Source organism: Streptomyces sp. NPDC048196, assembly GCF_040652715.1.
GTDB classification, from domain to species: Bacteria; Actinomycetota; Actinomycetes; order Streptomycetales; family Streptomycetaceae; genus Streptomyces; species Streptomyces siderophoricus.
Genome location: NZ_JBEZMM010000075.1, coordinates 1 through 16,981 on the forward strand (window position 1 = coordinate 1; position 16,981 = coordinate 16,981).

A 16,981-nucleotide genomic window follows, 5' to 3' on the forward strand; every position below is an offset into this window, starting at 1 on the left:
CTCTCGCGCCCCTTAGGGGATCTGTTCGCCTAACCCCTAAGGGGCGCGAGAGCCCCCTCCGAGCCCCCGCCCGGCGCCGGCTGACCTCCACCCGGAGCAGCCGGGCTCCCGGCCGGAGCAAGCGGAGCGAGCCGTTCCGTGCCCTCGGGCCCCATCCCGCGGGCCGGTCCCTGGCAGCCCTGGGCCGCCGCGATCCCCAGCGCGACCAGCAGAGTCACCACGACGAACACGATGACCCGCTGACGCAGCAGCCGGCGGTCGGGGCCGGGCCGGCGCCCGCCCGAGGTCGTACGGACCGGGGTGCGCGCACCGTTTCGCCCTGTCGGCCGTGGCGCCGGACCGCGCCGGGCATTCCGTCCCGCGGTACGCGGATTCTTCCTCGCGCCGGTGCCCGCACCAGCACCTGCCCCCGTACCCGCACCGGAAGCCGGTCCGCCCGGCCGGCCACCGGCCCCGTCCCGCGGTGCCGGCGGACGCGACGTATGCGGGCGCGGCGCGGAGCCGCCAGCCGTCCGCCGCTCGGTGCGCTGGCGCGCGTACTCCTCGGCCCGCTGCCCGGTCGGCCGGTCCGACGGACGGCGCTCCGCCCGGCTCCATCCGGCCCCGCTGCCGGGCCCGTTGTGCAGCAGACCGGCCGACGGGCCGCCCGAGGGTCCGCCCGACAGACCGTGCGCCTCACGGGCCGCGATCTCCTTGAGCCGCAACGACAGCGACAAGGTGCTGGGCCGGTCCGCCGGGTCCTTGGCCAGGCACGACGCGAGCAGCGGCGCCAGCGCGTCCGGCACCCCGGCGAGCTGCGCCTCCTCGTGCACCACCCGGTAGAGCATGACCTCCGAACTGCCCTGCCCGAACGGGGAGTCCGCGGTGCAGGCGTACGCCAGCGTGGCGCCCAGCGCGAAGATGTCGGTGGCTGGGGTCACCGCGGCCCCGCGTACCTGTTCCGGTGCCAGGAAGCCCGGCGACCCGACGGCCGTACCGACATGCGTGAGAGTGCTGGCACCGGTCGCCCAGGCGATGCCGAAGTCGATGATGCGCGGGCCCTTGGGGGACAGCAGGATGTTGGACGGCTTCAGGTCGCGGTGCACCACGCCCGCGTCATGGACGGCCAGCAGCCCCTCGGACAGTGCCGCGCCGACGGAGGCGACCTGCGCGGGGGAGAGCGGCCCCTCCTCGTTGACCTTGTCGTGCAGCGACGGGCCGGGGACGTACTGGGTGGCGAACCACGGGCGGTCCGCGTCCAGATCGGCCGCGACCAGCCGCGCCGTACAGCCACCGCGGATCCGGCGGGCGGCGGAGACCTCGCGGGCGAACCGCGAGCGGAATTCCTGATCCTCCGCCAGGTCCGGCCGGATCACCTTCAGCGCCACCCGCTGACCGCGCTTGTCCGAGCCGAGGTAGACCACGCCCATCCCGCCCGCGCCGAGCCGGCGGTGCAACCGGAACGTCCCGACGACACGCGGGTCCTCGCGCCGGAGCCGCATCATCGCCATGTCCGTCCCCTACCTGCGGTGGGAGGCCCCTCCGCTGCCAACCGTCTGACGTGGCACAGCTTACGGATTGACGGCTCACTGTGCTGAGAGGCCGCGCATGCGTCGGCAACCGGATTGTCGGTGGCGGGTGCGATCCTCGGAGTGCGGGAGGGGAAAAGGGCGTGCGGGCGGCCCGGTTTTCCGCCCGCGCGCTCAATGATCTTTCACATAAGGGGGATTGAGAGGACGAAAGGTGATCGAGGGCGAATGCCGGAGATGCGGCGTACGGCTCCCGGCGGCGGACGACGCCGGCGCGCGCGGCGACCGGCGGCTGCCTGGCTGCGGGGCGTGGGGGAGCCGCCGACGTGAGCGAGGTCACGCACGACCGGCCGCCCCGACCTGCGGCCCGGCGGGCACCCCCGGGGGATCTCCCGGGTTCCTCAGGGGTGTTCTCCACCCAGGGGAGTACGTGACGCCCGGTCCCGTCATCCTCCTGGAGGCCGCCCAATAGGTACGACGGCATGACGCCTGCCCCGCGCCGCGTGCCTAGTGTTGTCATCAAGCGGCGGGCGCAGCGCTCGTCCCCCGAGGTCAGACGCCCGCCGCTCCAGAGACGACGGGAGCGGACGATGGATCGGACCTCAGGACGGACGGCCCTACGGGCGCAGGGGCGCAAGGCCGCCGCGGCGCTCGGCGGCCACCAGTCCTCGGGCACCCGCCATCCCCTCGTCGCGGTGGCCATGGTGCTGCCGTTGGCGATCCTGCTCGCCGTGGTCTTCGGCGGCTGGGAAGCCGTCATCACACAGGCGTCGTCCGTGGCCGGAATGCTGGGGCGCTGAGCGGCGCCCCGGTCCCGGGAGAGCGGCCCGGGACGGGGACCTCCGGCTGAATACCCCGTGGGGACGGGGGTGCGGCGGACGGCACGAACGGCCGGGCATCTGGGGAGATGCCCGGCCGTCGAGCTTCCGCCCCCACCACCCACCGAACCGAGACTCTGCCGAGCGGCCCTGGCTGCGTAGGCACGCGCCCCGCCGCTCCGCGGGCCCCGTCCGCCCCCCTGCCGCCTACGCACGCGCCGCCGGCCCGCGGCCCCGCCCCTTCCCGCCTACGCACGCCGGCCTGACGCCCCGCCCACCTGGCACGCACGCCGGCCTGACGCCTCGCCCACCTGCCCCGCCGCGTACGATCCCCGTCGGGCCCGACCGGCGACCGGGCAAGGCCCCACACCGACGCAGGCCCGGGGGAGGGAAGCCATGACCACGCCGCTGGCCGACCGCCTGGCCGCCCTCGCCGCATCCCCCGGCCCCGAGGGCTCCGATGGCCCCCCACCCGCCCCACCGGCCCCCGAGACACCTGCCGATCGCCCCGGCACGCCCCCAGACCACACCAACACCCATAGCTCCACCCACCCGCCCGCCGACCACCCCCAGGTCCTCGCGCAGGTCCTCGCCGACCGCCCTGACGGCACGGTCGTCCGCAGTGGCCGTACGGTCGCCAAGGCGCACGCCCCCGACGCCGACCCGCAGGACCTCGCCGCCCGCCTCCGGATCGCCGCGCACCCCCTCCTGCACGGAATCCTGCTGCCCCCGCTCCCGCTCACCGCCCCCGGTGGCTTCCTCCTCCTCGCCGACGACGGCCGGGCGCTGACCCGCTGGCCGTACGGCAGCCCGGTCGCGCCCGACGACCCGGACGCGGTGCCCTGGGAGGACGTCGCCCGCCTGCTGGCCCGGCTGCACCGTGTCGATCCGCGCCAACTCCCCGGACCGGTCCCGCCGATGCGCGGCCCCGCCAAGGCCGCCCGCGCCCTGACCCGGCTGCGCGGCGCGGTGGACGACGGTCCTGCGGAAGCCGTTCCGCGGCCCCTGCGCGCGGCCGCCGCGGCCGTCGAGCGGGCCTGGTACGGGCTGCCGCCCTGGGCCCGGGACGAGGTCCCACCGCCGCGTGCGGCGTCCCTCTGCCACGGCGACCTCCACCTAGGCCAGCTGGTCCGCCACCCGGCCACCGGCGGCCGCTGGCTGCTGATCGACGTCGACGACCTCGGCCTCGGCGACGCGGCCTGGGACCTGGCCCGTCCCGCCGCCTGGTTCGCCACCGGCCTGCTCGCTCCGGACATCTGGACGCGCTTCCTGACCGCCTACCGCGCGGCGGGCGGCCCGGCCCTGCCCCCGCACGGGGACCCCTGGGCCGAACTGGAGGTTCCCGCCCGCGCCCTGACCGTGCAGACCGCCGCGCTCGCCGTCGCCAAGGCCGTCACCGGGGAACGGGCGCCGGACGAGGCCGCGACCGCCGTCATCGACGCCTGCGCCCGGATGGCGTCCCTGCCGGAGCAGTTGGCACCCGGCGGGCCCGTCGTACGCTGAACCCCACGCCACCGGAAGGCCGTTCCGGTGGCGCCGCGCCGAGCGGCAGCGAACGACAGGAGTTGAGCCGACGATGCAGTGCCCCAAGTGCCATGCACCGATGCACACGTACAACCGCAATGGCGTCCAGATCGAGCAGTGCGCCGGCTGCCGGGGGATCTTCCTCGACTTCGGGGAGCTGGAGGCGCTGACCCGCCTGGAGTCGCAGTGGGTCCAGCAGGCCCCGCCGCCGCCCGCCCCGCAGGCGTACCCCGCCGCGCCCGCCTGGGGCGCCCCGCACCACGGCCACCACGGCCACCATGGGCACCACGGTCATCACCGGGGCCTCGGCCACATGCTGTTCTCGTCCTGAACCGTCGCACCCGGCCCGGCCGGCACGGCCACAGCCGGCCGGCCGGCGACCGGAGCCCGCGACCGGCACGGCACAAAGGCCGAGGGCCGGAGCGAAACGCTCCGGCCCTCGGGCTGTGTGTGGACGATACTGGGATTGAACCAGTGACCTCTTCCGTGTCAGGGAAGCGCTCTCCCGCTGAGCTAATCGTCCTCGGGACCATGGATCACGAAGACCCACGGCTGCGTGCGCGATACTGGGATTGAACCAGTGACCTCTTCCGTGTCAGGGAAGCGCTCTCCCGCTGAGCTAATCGCGCGGGGCCCGGTGGAGCCGGGCAGTGGACGATACTGGGATTGAACCAGTGACCTCTTCCGTGTCAGGGAAGCGCTCTCCCGCTGAGCTAATCGTCCTTGGAGGTGGAGACGGGATTTGAACCCGTGTAGACGGCTTTGCAGGCCGTTGCCTCGCCTCTCGGCCACTCCACCAGGAGTGAGGGGGTTCGGGAAGATCCCCCACATCGAGCGGACGACGAGACTCGAACTCGCGACATCCACCTTGGCAAGGTGGTGCTCTACCAACTGAGCTACGTCCGCAGGTGACTCTCCCAGACTACGTCCGGGAAGCTACCGGGCCCCCGGGGCGCTTCCGCGTCCCGGCGACGTGTTGAACTCTAGCGGATTCCGGGGCCAGTACAAAAACGCGTTTGTGCAGCGTGCTGCGCTGCTCGCCCGGCACAGGCGCGCCCGGGGCCCCCGCCATAGACTCGCTGACGTGCACGACTTCGCTCCCATGGCCCGCTTCGGCGGCCTGATAGCCACCGATCTACGGGACGTGACCAGCGATCCCGCGGCCCTCGACTCGACGGGCTGGTGGGCGGTGGCCGCCGACTTCGAGGGCCAGGTGGTCTGCGCCCGCTTCGCCGACGTACGCCCCGCCACCCCGGCCGACACCCCCGCCCCCGGCGCCTGGCACGGCCCCGCACGGAGCGCCTGGGTCAGCTCCCTGGACCGCGACGCCTACGTCCGCGGCGTACGGCGGGTCCGGGAACACATCGCGGCCGGCGACGTCTACCAGGTGAACCTCTGCCGCGTGCTGAGCGCCCCGCTGCCCGACCCGGACCGGGCCGACGTCGACGCGCTGTCCGCGGTGCTGGCCCGCGGCAACCCCGCCCCGCACGCCGGCACGATCCGGCTGCCCGGCCACGGCGTGGAGATCGCCAGCGCCTCCCCCGAGCTCTACCTGCGGCGCGACGACCGCGCCGTGTGGTCCGGCCCCATCAAGGGCACCGGACGGACCGCCGCGGACCTCTCGGACAAGGACCGGGCGGAGAACGTGATGATCGTGGACCTGGTCCGCAACGACCTCGGCCGCGTCTGCGCCACCGGAACCGTCACCGTCCCGGCACTCTGCGCGGTCGAGGAGCACCCCGGCCTGGTGCACCTCGTCTCCACGGTGCGCGGCGAACTGGACCTCGCCAACGAGAAGAGTGCCTGGGCCGACCTGCTGGACGCCACCTTCCCGCCCGGCTCGGTCACCGGCGCCCCCAAGTCCAGCGCCCTGCGGATCATCGACGAACTGGAGACCGCGCCCCGCGGGCCGTACTGCGGCGGCATCGGCTGGGTCGACGCCGACCGCCGCACCGGCGAGCTCGCGGTCGGCATCCGGACCTTCTGGATCGACCGCACCGCCGCCGACGGACCGCTTCTCCGCTTCGGTGCCGGGGCCGGGATCATCTGGGACTCCGACCCCGAGCGGGAATGGGCGGAGACCGAACTGAAGGCGAGCCGGCTGCTCGCGGTAGCGTCGGGACGCAACGAGCCGAGCGGAGGAGAGCGATGAGGATCTGGCTGGACGGGGCACTGCGGAACGCCGAGGACGCCCGGGTCTCGGTCTTCGACCACGGGCTGACGGTCGGCGACGGTGTCTTCGAGACCGTCAAGGCGGACCACGGACGCGCCTTCGCCCTCACCCGCCACCTGGAGCGCCTCGCCACCTCCGCCCGCGGCCTCGGCCTGCCCGAGCCCGACCTCGACGAGGTGCGGCGCGGCTGCGAGGCCGTCCTCGACGCCAATCCCATGCCGCTGGGCCGGCTGCGCATCACCTACACCGGCGGCGAGTCCCCGCTCGGCTCGGACCGCGGCGACGCCGGCCCCACGCTGGTCGTCGCGCTCTCCGCGACCACCCGCCGCCCCGACACCACCGCCGCCGTCACCGTCCCCTGGACCCGTAACGAACGCGGCGCGCTGGCCGGCCTGAAGACCACCTCGTACGGCGAGAACGTGGTCGCTCTGGCGCGCGCCCACGAACAGGGCGCCACCGAGGCGCTGTTCGCCAACACCGTCGGCGCGCTCTGCGAGGGCACCGGCTCCAACGTCTTCGTCGTCCTGGACGGCGAACTCCACACCCCGCCGCTCTCCTCCGGCTGCCTGGCGGGCATCACCCGTGCCTTGACCGTCTCCTGGGCCGGCGCCAAGGAGACCGATCTGCCGCTGGACGTCTTGGAGCGGGCCGACGAGATCTTCCTGACGTCCACCCTCCGCGACGTGCAGGCCGTGACCCGGATCGACGGCCGCCAACTGGCCGACGGGCCGGGCCCGGTGACCGCCGAGGCCATGCGGATCTTCGACGAGCAGTCCGCCGCCGACGTCGACCCGCGCTGAGCACCGGCCCCCGTACAGGGTGATGACGGGCCCGCACACGGGCGAGTAGAAAGTCCCCGTGACCACTACGCTGCGCCCCGCGGGACCCGAGGAACACCACGACGACGGCACCCGGGCCCGCCCGTACGACGTCTGCGTCAACAGCCGGCGGGTCGGCACGGTCCGGCTGTCGACCGACGCCCGTTTCGGCCCGACGGCCGGCCGGATCACCTACCTGGCCATCGACCCGCCGGACCGGCACCGCGGCCGGGCCACGGTCGCGGCGCTCGCCGCCGAGGAGGTGCTGCGCGGCTGGGGATGCCGCCAGATCGAGGTGACCGTCCCGGCCGAGGCGGAGGCCGCGCTGCGGCTCGCGGCGGCCCTGGGCTACACCGAGCGCAGCCGCACCCTGTGCAAACCCCTCGACGCGCCGCCGCCGCTGCCCGGGGACGTCACCGACCGGCCGCTGGACGAGGCGGAGTACCCGGCCTGGCGGGACGCCGCGCTCGCCGAGCACATCCGTACGCAGACCGGCCAGGGGATGTCCCGGGCCCGCGCCGAGGACATCGCGGTGAAGGGCCACCACGCCCTGCTGCCGGACGGGTCGGAGACCCCCGACCAGGTCCTGCGGATCCTGTCCCACGACGGCGCCGACGTCGGCAGTCTCTGGCTCGCCCTGCGGATGCCGGAGCAGCCGGGCGGCTACGTCGTCGACGTGCGGGTGGACCCCGGCCACCGGGGGCGGGGGCACGGCCGCACCCTGATGCTGATCGCCGAGCGCGAGAGCCTCGCGGCCGGCCGCACCACCCTCGGCCTCAACGTCTACGCGGGCAACGCACCGGCCCTCGGCCTCTACGAGTCGCTGGGCTACCGGCCCACCGGATACCTGCTGTGGAAGCCGATCCTGTAGGGCGGCCGAGGCGCGCTCCGGCCTCCCTGGCGGCCCGGCCCACGACCGCTCGTTCCTGCCCCGGCTCAGTCCTGGCCGGCCAGCAGGCGGTCGGCGATCTCCTCGATCCGGGCGCGCAGCCCCTCCTGGCTCTTGCCGCCGTCCAGCCGTTCCCCGCCGATCACATACGTCGGGGTACCGGTCACGCCGATCGCCTTCCCCTCGGCCTCGTCGGCGTCCACGATCAGCAGGTGCCGCCCGTCGATCAGCGCGGTGTCCAGCTCCTCGCCGTCCAGCCCCAGCTCACCGGCGACCTCCAGCAGCAGCTTCTCGCCGCGCGCCGCGAGCTCCTCGGTGCGCGCCAGCACCGCCTCGACGTACGGCCAGCCCTGCCCCTGCACCAGCGCCTCCTCGGCGGCCTGGGCCGCGGCGTAGGCGTGCTTGTGCTTCGCCAGGGGGAAGTGGCGCAGCCGGATGTCCAGCCGGTCGCCGTAGCGCTCGCGCAGCGCCCGCAGGTCCGCCAGCGCGGCGTGGCAGTCCGGGCACTGCAGCTCGCACCACACGTCGAGGACCGGACGGGCGGGGGCGGGGGTGGTGGCGTCGTTCATGGGGCCAGTCTTCCAGCCCGCCCCCTGGTGGCCGAACCCGGACCTGAGGATGAGGGTGACCCCGAGAAGACCCTGAAGCCGGTGCCGGAACATGGCCCGGGCGGGCCCGGACAGGGCAGGATGGAGGGGAGCAGAGGGACTGCTCGCCCTTCCACCGGCAGGAGGACCGGATGCTGACCTCGACCGTCTGTGCCGCGGTGTCGGCAGCGGGCCTGGGCATCGCCGCGCTGACGGCGTACCGCAAGCGATTCCTCGCCGCGACCCGCATCGCCGCCTTTTCCCTGATCCCGATCGGCCTGGTGATGACCGGCGTCATCGACTGGGTCACCAACATCGTCTTCAAGCCCACGGTCTGGGCGGGCTTCGGCCTGCTCGCGCTCTCGTTCCTGCTCTTCATGCTCAGCCGGGCCGTGGAGCGCCGCCGCGGCGGGATCGGGGCCCGCAAGGACCGCAAGGCAGCCGGAGGCGCCACGCCCGACGCGGTGGCTCCGGGCGCCTCCGTACCGTCCCTCGGCGCGGGCCGTACGGCCGACCGGCCGGCCGGCAAGGGGAAGGCCCCGCAGGCCTCCGGCGCTCCCAAGGATGACTTCTCGGACATCGAAGCGATCCTGAAAAAGCACGGGATCTGATGAACTCCCACTGCTGAGGCCCCCTTTGGGCGCCCTCGGAAGATCACGTGCGCCATGATGCGCGCGAGATGAACGATGAGTGCGCCCTCGCCCAAGACGACGCCCCGTCCCCCGAACCCCGCGGCTGCCTGTTCGCGCTGTCCCAGCCGCCGCTGATGCTCTTCCTCGCCGTCATCGGCTGCCTGCTCCTCCTCGGCGCCGTACACGACCTCTTCATCCTGTGAGGCCGGCGTACGGCCCGTCCGCATCCCCCGGGGGAGCCGTCGGCCGCTTTGCGCCGGCCGTCAGCCCGCGGCCTCCCGGCGCCGCGCGCGGTAGGCCGCGACATGCAGCCGGTTGCCGCAGGTGCGGCTGTCGCAGTAACGCCGCGAACGGTTGCGGGAGAGATCGACGAACGCGTACCGGCAGTCCGGCGCCTCGCAGCGCCGCAGCCGCTCGCGCTCACCGGCCACGACGAGGAAGGCGAGCGCCATCCCGCCGTCCGCGGCCATCCGGTCGGCCACGGAGGCGCCCGGCGCGAAGTAGTGCACGTGCCAGTCGTAGCCGTCGTGGTCGGTCAGCTGCGGGGTGGTGCCCGCCGAGGCGACCAGCGCATTGAGCCGCGCGGCCGCGGTGCGGTCGTCCTCGGCGGCGAAGACCTCGGCGAAGCGTGCCCGGACCCTGCGCACCGCCGCCAGGTCGTCCGGGCCGAGCGTGCCCACGTCGCTGAAGTTGTTGCGGCGGGCGAAGTCCTCGACGGCCGGGACGGCGGTCAGGCTGTCCGGCGCGCCGGGCGCCTCGCCCTCCGGAGCGGTGTTGAGCAGATCGACGACCGCGTCCAGCGCGCACCGGGTGTCATGGGTGATCATCACGGTTCCGCTCCCTGGCAGGGTGGGGCCGGACGGGTACCGCCCCCGGGTGTCGTGGCCGAATGGTCGCCGACTCTAGCGCCTGGGACAAGCTTCGGCGCCGTCCCCCGCGGTGGCTCCGCGGCGACGACGCCGATCTCTGCCGTATGAACTTGTCGGTCCTGCGCCGTCTCCCCGAGTCGGACGGGCGCAAGTGTGAGCGGATGGGGGCTTTCGGTAACCGTGCTGCGTCTCAGCTCTCCGCAAGGATGTGGGACAGCTCCGTGTCGAGATCGAAATGCCGGTGCTCCGTACCGGGCGGTACGGCGGCATCCGTCCTTTTGAGAAACGACTCGAGGGCCCGCGCGGGGGCTTCGAGCAGGGCTTCGCCTTCCGGGGAGCTCAGGGCGATGCAGACCACGCCCTGTCCGTGGCTCCGGGACGGCCATACGCGGACGTCTCCGGTGCCCGTGGGCCGGTGCAGACCCTCGGCGAGGAGGTCGCGGGCGAACACCCACTCGACGGTCTCCTCGGCTCCGGTATGGAAGGTGGCATGCACGGCATAGGGATCGGCCGTGTCATACCGCAGGCCCGCGGGTACAGGCAGTGAGGACTCGCTCGACACAACGAGGCGCAGGTGCAGCTCGCAGCTGACCGTGGTGTTCATAAGCGCCAGGGCCTTTCGCTCAGTGTGCGCTCGGGGATTCGCACGTCGGCGAAATCGACATGCCACCTACGGTGCCGTTGTAAACCCCTCTGACGGTTTTGGGTGGCTTCAGGTACCTCTTACGGCGGATTGCGAGATCGTCCCCGTCGGTAATTCCGCGGACCCCTCCCGTCCGGTAAGTTTGACCGTATGAATACGGTGAGTAACGGGGGGCCGGGAGTAGTCGAGGAGGAGGCCGTGCCGCCCGAGCAGCCGCTCGGCTCGCGAGCGCCGCATTTCATCAAGCGCTCCCGGCCGCTGCATCTGAGCTGGCAGGTCGGTGTCTTCGTCGTCGGTCTCGCGGTGGTCGGCGGCGGAGTGATCCTGCTGCCGCTGCCGGGCCCCGGCTGGCTGGTGATCTTCGCCGGCATGGCGATCTGGGCGACCGAATTCGTCTGGGCCCAGTTGGCCCTGCGCTGGACCAAACGCAAGGTCACCGAAGCGGCCCAGAAGGCGCTCGACCCCAAGGTACGGCGCCGCAACATCATCCTGACCGCCCTCGGCGTGACGATCATTGCCGCCGGGGTCGCGGTCTACGCGTGGAAGGTCGGCCTGGTGCTGCCCTGGAACGTCGCAGAGTGACCGGAACGTGGTCACAAGTGCCCGCCGACGTGGGGTAATGTTGGCCGTGCGCCCGGGCGATTAGCTCAGTGGGAGAGCGCTTCGTTCACACCGAAGAGGTCACTGGTTCGAACCCAGTATCGCCCACGTCACAAGGGGCGGCGGGTACTCGCAGACGATGCGGGTCCCGCCGCCCCTTTTGCGTGTCCCCGCGCACGACGGCCCGCCGGCCGCCAAGTCCCCGGGGCCTCGCCGTTGTTGGGCGCCCGCCGCCGTGCGGGGCGCACACTGGGATCATGCCCGACTGGTCCCGCCGGCTGCACCGCTACCGCTTCCGCAGCGTCTGGCAGCTCCACGCCCCGCCGGCCGTCGTCTACGCCGTCCTGGAGCGCGCCGAGAGCTACCCGCAGTGGTGGCCGCAGGTGCGCGAGGTGACCCGGATCGACGACCGGAGCGGGACCGCCCGCTTCCGTTCCCTGCTGCCGTACGACCTCAGGGTGGTGGCCGCCGAGCAGGTACGGGACCCTGGCGCGGGGGTCCTGGAGATCGCGATGCGCGGCGACCTGACCGGCTGGGCACGCTGGACCGTGGTGCCCGGCGCCGGCGGCACCCGCGCCGTCTTCGAGCAGGACGTCGAGGTCTGCAAACCGCTGATGCGGCGGGTCGGGCCGCTGGCGCGGCCGCTGTTCCGCGCCAATCACGCCCTGATGATGCGGGCCGGGCGGCGCGGGCTGGCCCGCTGGCTGGCCCGGACCTGAGGAAATTTGATGGAACGCCCGCGCGGCCTGTATTGTTCAGGTCGTTCGCGAGGGAAACCTCGCCGGACACCCGGGCGATTAGCTCAGTGGGAGAGCGCTTCGTTCACACCGAAGAGGTCACTGGTTCGAACCCAGTATCGCCCACCGGGATCAAGAACCGGGCCACCAAAAGGTGGCCCGGTTCTTTTTGTTGAGTGGTGCGGAGGCGGAGTTCCGTAGTGAGGAGTTCCGTTCGGCGGAGTTCCCTTGCGGGTGCGTTCTGCCGTCACGAGAAGCGACCCGGAAACGGAATTCCGCCCGTTTCTTTCCCGGCCGGACGACCGGTTGCGGGTCGGCCGTGCGGAATTCCTGATGCCGAATCAGGCCGCGGCGGGGAGTTCGGGACGCAGCGGCCAGTGCGGATCCACCGATTCCGGACTGCCGCTGCGCGCGAACCACGCCTGCAGCCCACGGGCCTGGGCCGCGTACCAGACCGCCTGCCGGGTGTGCAGCTCCGCCGGGTGCAGGCTCCCCAGGCGGTCCGAGAACCGGTGCCCCAGGGCCCGGACCACCTGCAGCGCGGCCAGCGCGTCCGCGGCCGCGTCGTGCGCCTCGGTCAGCTCGACCTCGTACTGCGCGCACAGATCGGCGAGCGTGCGGCGGCCCTTGCGATAACGGTCCAGATGTTTGTCCAGCACCCGGGGGTCCAGCACGCGCAGCGGATGGGCGCCCAGATACGCGTTCAGCGAGCTGGCGCGGTGCCGCTTCAACTCGCGTTCCAGCAGGGTGAGATCGAACGGGGCGTTCATCACCACCAGGGGACGGCCGGCCACCGACTGGGCGGCCAGGGCCCGTGCCACCTCCTCCACCACCGGCGCCGGCCAGCGGCCGTGCAGGGCGAGGTGGTCGGCCGTGAGACCGTGCACCGCGATGGCGGCTTCCGGTATCTCGACGCCGGGATTGATCAGCCAGCGGGTGATGCGGGGCGCCGAACGCGGGGTCTCCTGGACCACCAGCGCGGCGGAGACGATGCGGTCCCGCTCGACGTCGATCCCCGTCGTCTCGGTGTCGAAGGCGGCAAGAGGGCCGTCATACCAGCACGGCATCATCCCAACTCCTCGCGCTCGTACGGGGGATGGTGGCGCAATACCACCCGAGCAGGTGATACCCGAGCGCACCGGTGGTCGAACCGTCCTTGTTTGCGGACCACTTGACGCGGAGACAACCACAGGGACGGGCCACGCGATCCGCCGGTTCCCCGTCATCTCCGACGCATTCATCTCCGCGCACCCACCGAGCCCGGAAGGCATGCCCGCGATGACCATCGCGCAGCCCGAACCGGGCGGGCTGTCCCCCGCCAGCGGGAGGTACCCCCCGCCCGCCACCACCCCGCAGCGCGGCGGACTCGCGACGACCGCCTGCATGGAGACGCTCCAGGTGGGCTATCTGCACGCGGTCGCGGCCGCCTCCGGCTGCTCGCTGGCCCAACCCTTCCCGGACAACGGCATCGACTGGCACGTCAGCCACGGCGCACCCGGCCACACCGTCGACGACGAGGTCACCATCAAGGTGCAGCTCAAATGCACCTACCAGACCGCCCCGCGCCCGCCCGGCCCGACCTTCGCCTTCACCCTCGACAACGACCACCTGGTGAAGCTGGCCCGCACGCCCGTGTCGGTGCACAAGATCCTCGTCGTGATGCTCGTCCCGCGGACCCAGGAGGAGTGGCTGCGGGCCTCCCACGACCGGCTCGAACTGCGCCACTGCTGCTACTGGATCAACCTGGCCGGCCATCCGGTGACCGGCCGGCGCAGGACCACTGTGCGGATCCCGACCACGCGGATCTTCGACGACCGCGCGCTCTGCGAAATCATGACCCGGGTCGGGGCGGGAGGGAGACCGTGATGTACCGGCCGATCGACGAACCCCCTGCGCGGCCGCTGGATCCCGCGCGGCTCGACCCCGCCGTCCTCAGCGCGCTGCTGGCCCGGCACGGCTGGCGCCGCCGGGGCGGGGCCGCCGGCCACTACGCCCGCTGGACCCCGCCCGGCGGCCTGGGCGGCACCAGCCTGCTGGTGCCGCACGACCGCCGCTTCCCCGACAGCGCGGAACTGCTCGCCGAGGCGTTGGCGGCGCTCTCGCGGTCCGCCGCGCCCTCCGCCCGCGAGGTGCTGACCGGGCTGGCGGTGCCCAGCGACGAGGTCGGCTGGGAGCGCGAGGTCCCCGACGGCGGCCCGGTCGCCGCGCGCTGGGTCGCCCAGGAGCAGCTGCGCGGCGCGGCCCGCGCGATGCTGGTCGCCGGGGCGCTGGGGACGTACGGCCGGGCCGGCTACTACGGCGCCCGGCACAAGCGGCAGGCCGAAGGGTTCCTGGGCGAGGTCCTGGTCGGGCCCGCGACCGCCGGCCGGCGGCTGACCGCCTTCGTCCCGGCCGACGGCGGCCGCGCGGCGGTCGCCGGGCTGCAGCGGGCCCTGCACGCCGCCCGGGACGCCACCGACTACCAGCGCGCCACCGGCGGCATGGAGGCCTACGACGCGGCCGTCGAGCTGGGCGTCTGCCACGAGCTGGTGCAGGCACTGATCGCGCTCGTACGGGATGCGGAGGGGGTGCGGATCTCGGTCGAGTGGTCACCGGCGGCCGGCCCGCCGGCCGGCTGCCCGGCCCGCCCGGAACCGGTCGAGTTCTCGCCCGGCGACCTCCCGGCGCTGGAGCAGGCCGCCCGGCGCTACGTCCGCGACGAGCCCTCACTGCCGGTCCGGGTGACCGGCGCGGTCGTACGGCTGCGCCGGGAGCGGCCCGGCGGCCCCGGCACGGTCCGGCTGCGGGTGCTGACCGGGGCCGACGTGGTCCAGGTGCGGGTCGCACTGGGGGAGGAGGACTACCGCATCGCGGGCCACGCCCACCTCGTGGGACTGCCGATCCGGGTCAGCGGCAGGCTGGAGAGCCGGGGCGGTTTCCGCCGGATCACCGGGGGCCGCGACGTCACGCCGGTCCAGGTCGACGAGGCGGAGCGGGACCGGCTGCTGAAGTCGCTCCAGGAGAATCTCGACTTCTTCGAGGAGGCGTGCGGCGCCGACGACTGACCGCCTGCGGACCGGTGCCGGGGAAACCGTTTCGCGGTCGGGTGCGGCGGCTCGGTACGATTCGGCTGCGCAGCAAACGCTGACGCGAAAGAGACATGAGTCAGGAGAGACCGGTGTCAGACGTCCGTGTGACCGTCCAACGCGATTCCGAGCGGGAAGAACGCGTGGTGACCACGGGCACTACGGCCGCCGACCTCTTCCAGGGTGAGCGCAGCATCGTCGCCGCACGGGTCGCCGGGGAGCTGAAGGACCTGGCGTACGAGGTCGCCGACGGCGATGAGGTCGAGCCGGTCGAGATCTCCTCCGAGGACGGCCTGAACATCCTGCGGCACTCCACCGCACACGTGATGGCGCAGGCCGTGCAGGAGCTGTTCCCGGAGGCGAAGCTCGGCATCGGCCCGCCGATCAAGGACGGCTTCTACTACGACTTCGACGTCGAGACCCCCTTCCACCCGGATGATCTCAAGCGCATCGAGAAGAAGATGCAGGAGATCCAGAAGCGCGGGCAGAAGTTCGCGCGCCGCGCGGTCAGCGACGAGGCCGCCCGTGAGGAGCTGGCCGACGAGCCGTACAAGCTCGAACTGATCGGCCTGAAGGGCTCCGCCGCGGACGCCGCCGAGGGTGCCTCCGCCGAGGTCGGCGCCGGCCAGCTGACCATCTACGACAACCTCGACGGGAAGACCGGCGAGCTGTGCTGGAAGGACCTGTGCCGCGGTCCGCACCTGCCCAGCACCCGCGCCATCCCCGCGTTCAAGCTGATGCGCTCGGCGGCCGCGTACTGGCGCGGCAGCGAGAAGAACCCGCAGCTCCAGCGGATCTACGGCACCGCCTGGCCGACCAAGGACGAGCTCAAGGCGTACCTGGAGTTCCTCGCCGAGGCCGAGAAGCGCGATCACCGCAAGCTCGGCGCGGAGCTGGACCTGTTCTCCATCCCGGAGGAGCTGGGCTCCGGGCTCGCGGTCTTCCACCCCAAGGGCGGCGTGGTGCGCCGGGTGATGGAGGACTACTCCCGCAAGCGGCACGAGCTGTCGGACTACGAGTTCGTCAACACCCCGCACATCACCAAGGAAGCCCTCTTCGAGACCTCGGGGCACCTGCCGAACTACGGCGAGGCGATGTTCCCGCCCCTGGAGTTCGACGGGCAGAACTACCGCCTCAAGGCGATGAACTGCCCCATGCACAACCTGATCTTCAAGGCCCGCGGCCGGTCGTACCGCGAACTGCCGCTCCGGCTCTTCGAGTTCGGCACGGTCTACCGCTACGAGAAGTCCGGCGTCGTGCACGGCCTGACCCGGGCGCGCGGCTTCACCCAGGACGACTCGCACATCTACTGCACCAAGGAGCAGATGGCGGACGAGCTGGACAGCCTGCTCACCTTCGTCCTCGACCTGCTGCGCGACTACGGCCTGACCGACTTCGAGCTGGAGCTCTCCACCCGCGACCCCGAGTCCGACAAGTTCATCGGCGAGGACGCGGAGTGGGAGGAGGCCACCGAGGCGCTGCGCCAGGCGGCCGAGAAGCAGGGGCTGCCGCTGGTGCCGGACCCGGGCGGCGCCGCCTTCTACGGCCCGAAGATCTCGGTGCAGGCGAAGGACGCCATCGGCCGGTCCTGGCAGATGTCGACCATCCAGGTCGACTTCCAGCAGCCCGCCCGCTTCGGCCTGGAGTACACCGCCGCGGACGGCTCCAAGCAGCAGCCCGTCATGATCCACCGCGCGCTCTTCGGCTCGATCGAGCGGTTCTTCGCGGTCCTGCTGGAGCACTACGCGGGCGCCTTCCCGGCGTGGCTGGCGCCGGTGCAGGCGACCTGCATCCCGATCGGTGACGCGCACGTGCCGTACCTGGAGGAGTTCGCCGCGCAGGCGAAGGCCAAGGGGCTGCGGGTCGAGGTGGACTCGTCCTCGGACCGGATGCAGAAGAAGATCAGGAACGCCCAGAAGGCCAAGGTGCCGTTCATGATCCTCGCGGGCGACGAGGACATGGAGCACGGTGCGGTCTCGTTCCGCTACCGCGACGGGTCGCAGGAGAACGGCATTCCGCGTGACCAGGCGATCGCCAAGCTGCTGGACGTGGTGGAGCGCCGCGTCCAGGTGTGACGCTCGTGGCGTGACCGAGGGCCCCGGGAGAGCATCCGCTCCC

At 72.7% G+C, this 16,981-nt stretch carries 18 protein-coding genes and 7 tRNA genes; 15 read left to right on the forward strand and 10 right to left on the reverse strand.

Translation table 11 applies throughout. The features are described 5' to 3' along the window. Nucleotides 1-29: 29 nt before the first annotated feature. Nucleotides 30-1,490, reverse strand: a complete 1,461-nt coding sequence (locus AB0E02_RS36445; protein ID WP_362148123.1) for a serine/threonine-protein kinase — start codon at nt 1,488-1,490, stop codon at nt 30-32. A gap of 608 nt (nt 1,491-2,098) precedes the next feature. On the opposite strand from AB0E02_RS36445, the gene AB0E02_RS36450 reads away from it, so the two are divergent. From AB0E02_RS36450 to AB0E02_RS36460, 3 genes are all read left to right on the forward strand, one after another. Next, complete coding sequence (locus AB0E02_RS36450; RefSeq protein ID WP_030813541.1) at nt 2,099-2,308, forward strand: hypothetical protein; 210 nt, start codon at nt 2,099-2,101, stop codon at nt 2,306-2,308. 414 nt (nt 2,309-2,722) lie between these two features. Beyond that, nucleotides 2,723-3,829, forward strand: a complete 1,107-nt coding sequence (locus AB0E02_RS36455; RefSeq protein ID WP_362148127.1) for an aminoglycoside phosphotransferase family protein — start codon at nt 2,723-2,725, stop codon at nt 3,827-3,829. A gap of 73 nt (nt 3,830-3,902) precedes the next feature. After that, complete coding sequence (locus tag AB0E02_RS36460) at nt 3,903-4,181, forward strand: zf-TFIIB domain-containing protein (RefSeq protein WP_030415290.1); 279 nt, start codon at nt 3,903-3,905, stop codon at nt 4,179-4,181. Nucleotides 4,182-4,301: 120 nt separating this feature from the next. Here AB0E02_RS36460 and AB0E02_RS36465 read toward each other — a convergent pair. The 5 genes from AB0E02_RS36465 to AB0E02_RS36485 form a co-directional block, all read right to left on the reverse strand. Continuing rightward, a tRNA-Val gene (locus AB0E02_RS36465) sits at nt 4,302-4,373 on the reverse strand. A 34-nt stretch (nt 4,374-4,407) separates the two neighbouring features. Further along, a tRNA-Val gene (locus tag AB0E02_RS36470) sits at nt 4,408-4,479 on the reverse strand. A gap of 22 nt (nt 4,480-4,501) precedes the next feature. Beyond that, nucleotides 4,502-4,573: transfer RNA gene (locus tag AB0E02_RS36475), tRNA-Val, on the reverse strand. 1 nt (nt 4,574) lies between these two features. Further along, nucleotides 4,575-4,648, reverse strand: a tRNA-Cys gene (locus AB0E02_RS36480). A gap of 35 nt (nt 4,649-4,683) precedes the next feature. Beyond that, nucleotides 4,684-4,756 (reverse strand) — tRNA-Gly (locus tag AB0E02_RS36485). Nucleotides 4,757-4,952: 196 nt separating this feature from the next. Here AB0E02_RS36485 and AB0E02_RS36490 point away from each other — a divergent pair. Genes AB0E02_RS36490 through AB0E02_RS36500 form a run of 3 tightly spaced genes read left to right on the forward strand, consistent with a single transcriptional unit; the run spans nt 4,953 to nt 7,712 of the window. After that, nucleotides 4,953-6,002: a chorismate-binding protein gene (locus AB0E02_RS36490; protein ID WP_362148182.1), complete on the forward strand. Its 1,050-nt coding sequence runs from the start codon at nt 4,953-4,955 to the stop codon at nt 6,000-6,002. Further along, nucleotides 5,999-6,823 (forward strand): aminodeoxychorismate lyase, encoded by an 825-nt coding sequence (locus AB0E02_RS36495; RefSeq protein WP_362148131.1) that lies wholly within the window; start codon nt 5,999-6,001, stop codon nt 6,821-6,823. Before AB0E02_RS36490 ends, AB0E02_RS36495 begins: the two co-directional genes overlap by 4 nt. Nucleotides 6,824-6,881: 58 nt before the next feature. Continuing rightward, nucleotides 6,882-7,712: a GNAT family N-acetyltransferase gene (locus AB0E02_RS36500; protein WP_362148134.1), complete on the forward strand. Its 831-nt coding sequence runs from the start codon at nt 6,882-6,884 to the stop codon at nt 7,710-7,712. Between the two features lie 65 nt (nt 7,713-7,777). Here AB0E02_RS36500 and AB0E02_RS36505 read toward each other — a convergent pair whose 3' ends face one another. Further along, nucleotides 7,778-8,299 carry a DsbA family protein gene (locus AB0E02_RS36505; RefSeq protein WP_362148137.1) on the reverse strand — a complete coding sequence of 174 codons (522 nt, stop codon included), beginning with the start codon at nt 8,297-8,299 and terminating at the stop codon, nt 7,778-7,780. 170 nt (nt 8,300-8,469) lie between these two features. On the opposite strand from AB0E02_RS36505, the gene AB0E02_RS36510 reads away from it, so the two are divergent. Beyond that, entirely contained in the window at nt 8,470-8,928 is a 459-nt protein-coding gene (locus AB0E02_RS36510) for a hypothetical protein (protein ID WP_362148140.1), read from the forward strand. 68 nt (nt 8,929-8,996) lie between these two features. Continuing rightward, entirely contained in the window at nt 8,997-9,152 is a 156-nt protein-coding gene (locus AB0E02_RS36515) for a hypothetical protein (protein ID WP_199812568.1), read from the forward strand. A gap of 60 nt (nt 9,153-9,212) precedes the next feature. Here the strand turns inward: AB0E02_RS36515 and AB0E02_RS36520 are convergent, their stop codons facing one another. Next, nucleotides 9,213-9,779: a CGNR zinc finger domain-containing protein gene (locus AB0E02_RS36520; protein WP_362148144.1), complete on the reverse strand. Its 567-nt coding sequence runs from the start codon at nt 9,777-9,779 to the stop codon at nt 9,213-9,215. A gap of 229 nt (nt 9,780-10,008) precedes the next feature. Beyond that, nucleotides 10,009-10,422, reverse strand: coding sequence for an SsgA family sporulation/cell division regulator (locus AB0E02_RS36525; RefSeq protein ID WP_003959770.1), 414 nt, complete (start codon nt 10,420-10,422; stop codon nt 10,009-10,011). A 189-nt stretch (nt 10,423-10,611) separates the two neighbouring features. On the opposite strand from AB0E02_RS36525, the gene AB0E02_RS36530 reads away from it, so the two are divergent. The 4 genes from AB0E02_RS36530 to AB0E02_RS36545 all read left to right on the forward strand — a co-directional run bounded on the left by AB0E02_RS36530 (nt 10,612) and on the right by AB0E02_RS36545 (nt 11,924). Further along, entirely contained in the window at nt 10,612-11,043 is a 432-nt protein-coding gene (locus AB0E02_RS36530) for a TIGR02611 family protein (protein ID WP_362148147.1), read from the forward strand. 54 nt (nt 11,044-11,097) lie between these two features. Beyond that, nucleotides 11,098-11,169: transfer RNA gene (locus tag AB0E02_RS36535), tRNA-Val, on the forward strand. Between the two features lie 149 nt (nt 11,170-11,318). After that, nucleotides 11,319-11,780, forward strand: a complete 462-nt coding sequence (locus AB0E02_RS36540) for an SRPBCC family protein (RefSeq protein WP_362148150.1) — start codon at nt 11,319-11,321, stop codon at nt 11,778-11,780. Between the two features lie 72 nt (nt 11,781-11,852). Further along, nucleotides 11,853-11,924 (forward strand) — tRNA-Val (locus AB0E02_RS36545). 215 nt (nt 11,925-12,139) lie between these two features. Here the strand turns inward: AB0E02_RS36545 and AB0E02_RS36550 are convergent. Further along, nucleotides 12,140-12,865 carry an exonuclease domain-containing protein gene (locus tag AB0E02_RS36550; RefSeq protein ID WP_362148153.1) on the reverse strand — a complete coding sequence of 242 codons (726 nt, stop codon included), beginning with the start codon at nt 12,863-12,865 and terminating at the stop codon, nt 12,140-12,142. Nucleotides 12,866-13,076: 211 nt separating this feature from the next. Between AB0E02_RS36550 and AB0E02_RS36555 the strand changes: the two genes are divergently transcribed. The 3 genes from AB0E02_RS36555 (at nt 13,077) to thrS (ending at nt 16,938) form a co-directional block, all read left to right on the forward strand. Continuing rightward, nucleotides 13,077-13,664 (forward strand): DUF4365 domain-containing protein, encoded by a 588-nt coding sequence (locus AB0E02_RS36555; RefSeq protein WP_030415300.1) that lies wholly within the window; start codon nt 13,077-13,079, stop codon nt 13,662-13,664. Then, nucleotides 13,664-14,842 (forward strand): hypothetical protein, encoded by a 1,179-nt coding sequence (locus tag AB0E02_RS36560; RefSeq protein ID WP_362148156.1) that lies wholly within the window; start codon nt 13,664-13,666, stop codon nt 14,840-14,842. The genes AB0E02_RS36555 and AB0E02_RS36560 overlap by 1 nt, the downstream gene beginning before the upstream one ends. A 113-nt stretch (nt 14,843-14,955) precedes the next feature. Then, the gene (gene thrS, locus AB0E02_RS36565) at nt 14,956-16,938 is read left to right on the forward strand and encodes a threonine--tRNA ligase (RefSeq protein ID WP_362148158.1); all 1,983 of its coding nucleotides are present in this window, start codon (nt 14,956-14,958) and stop codon (nt 16,936-16,938) included. Nucleotides 16,939-16,981 lie beyond the last annotated feature (43 nt).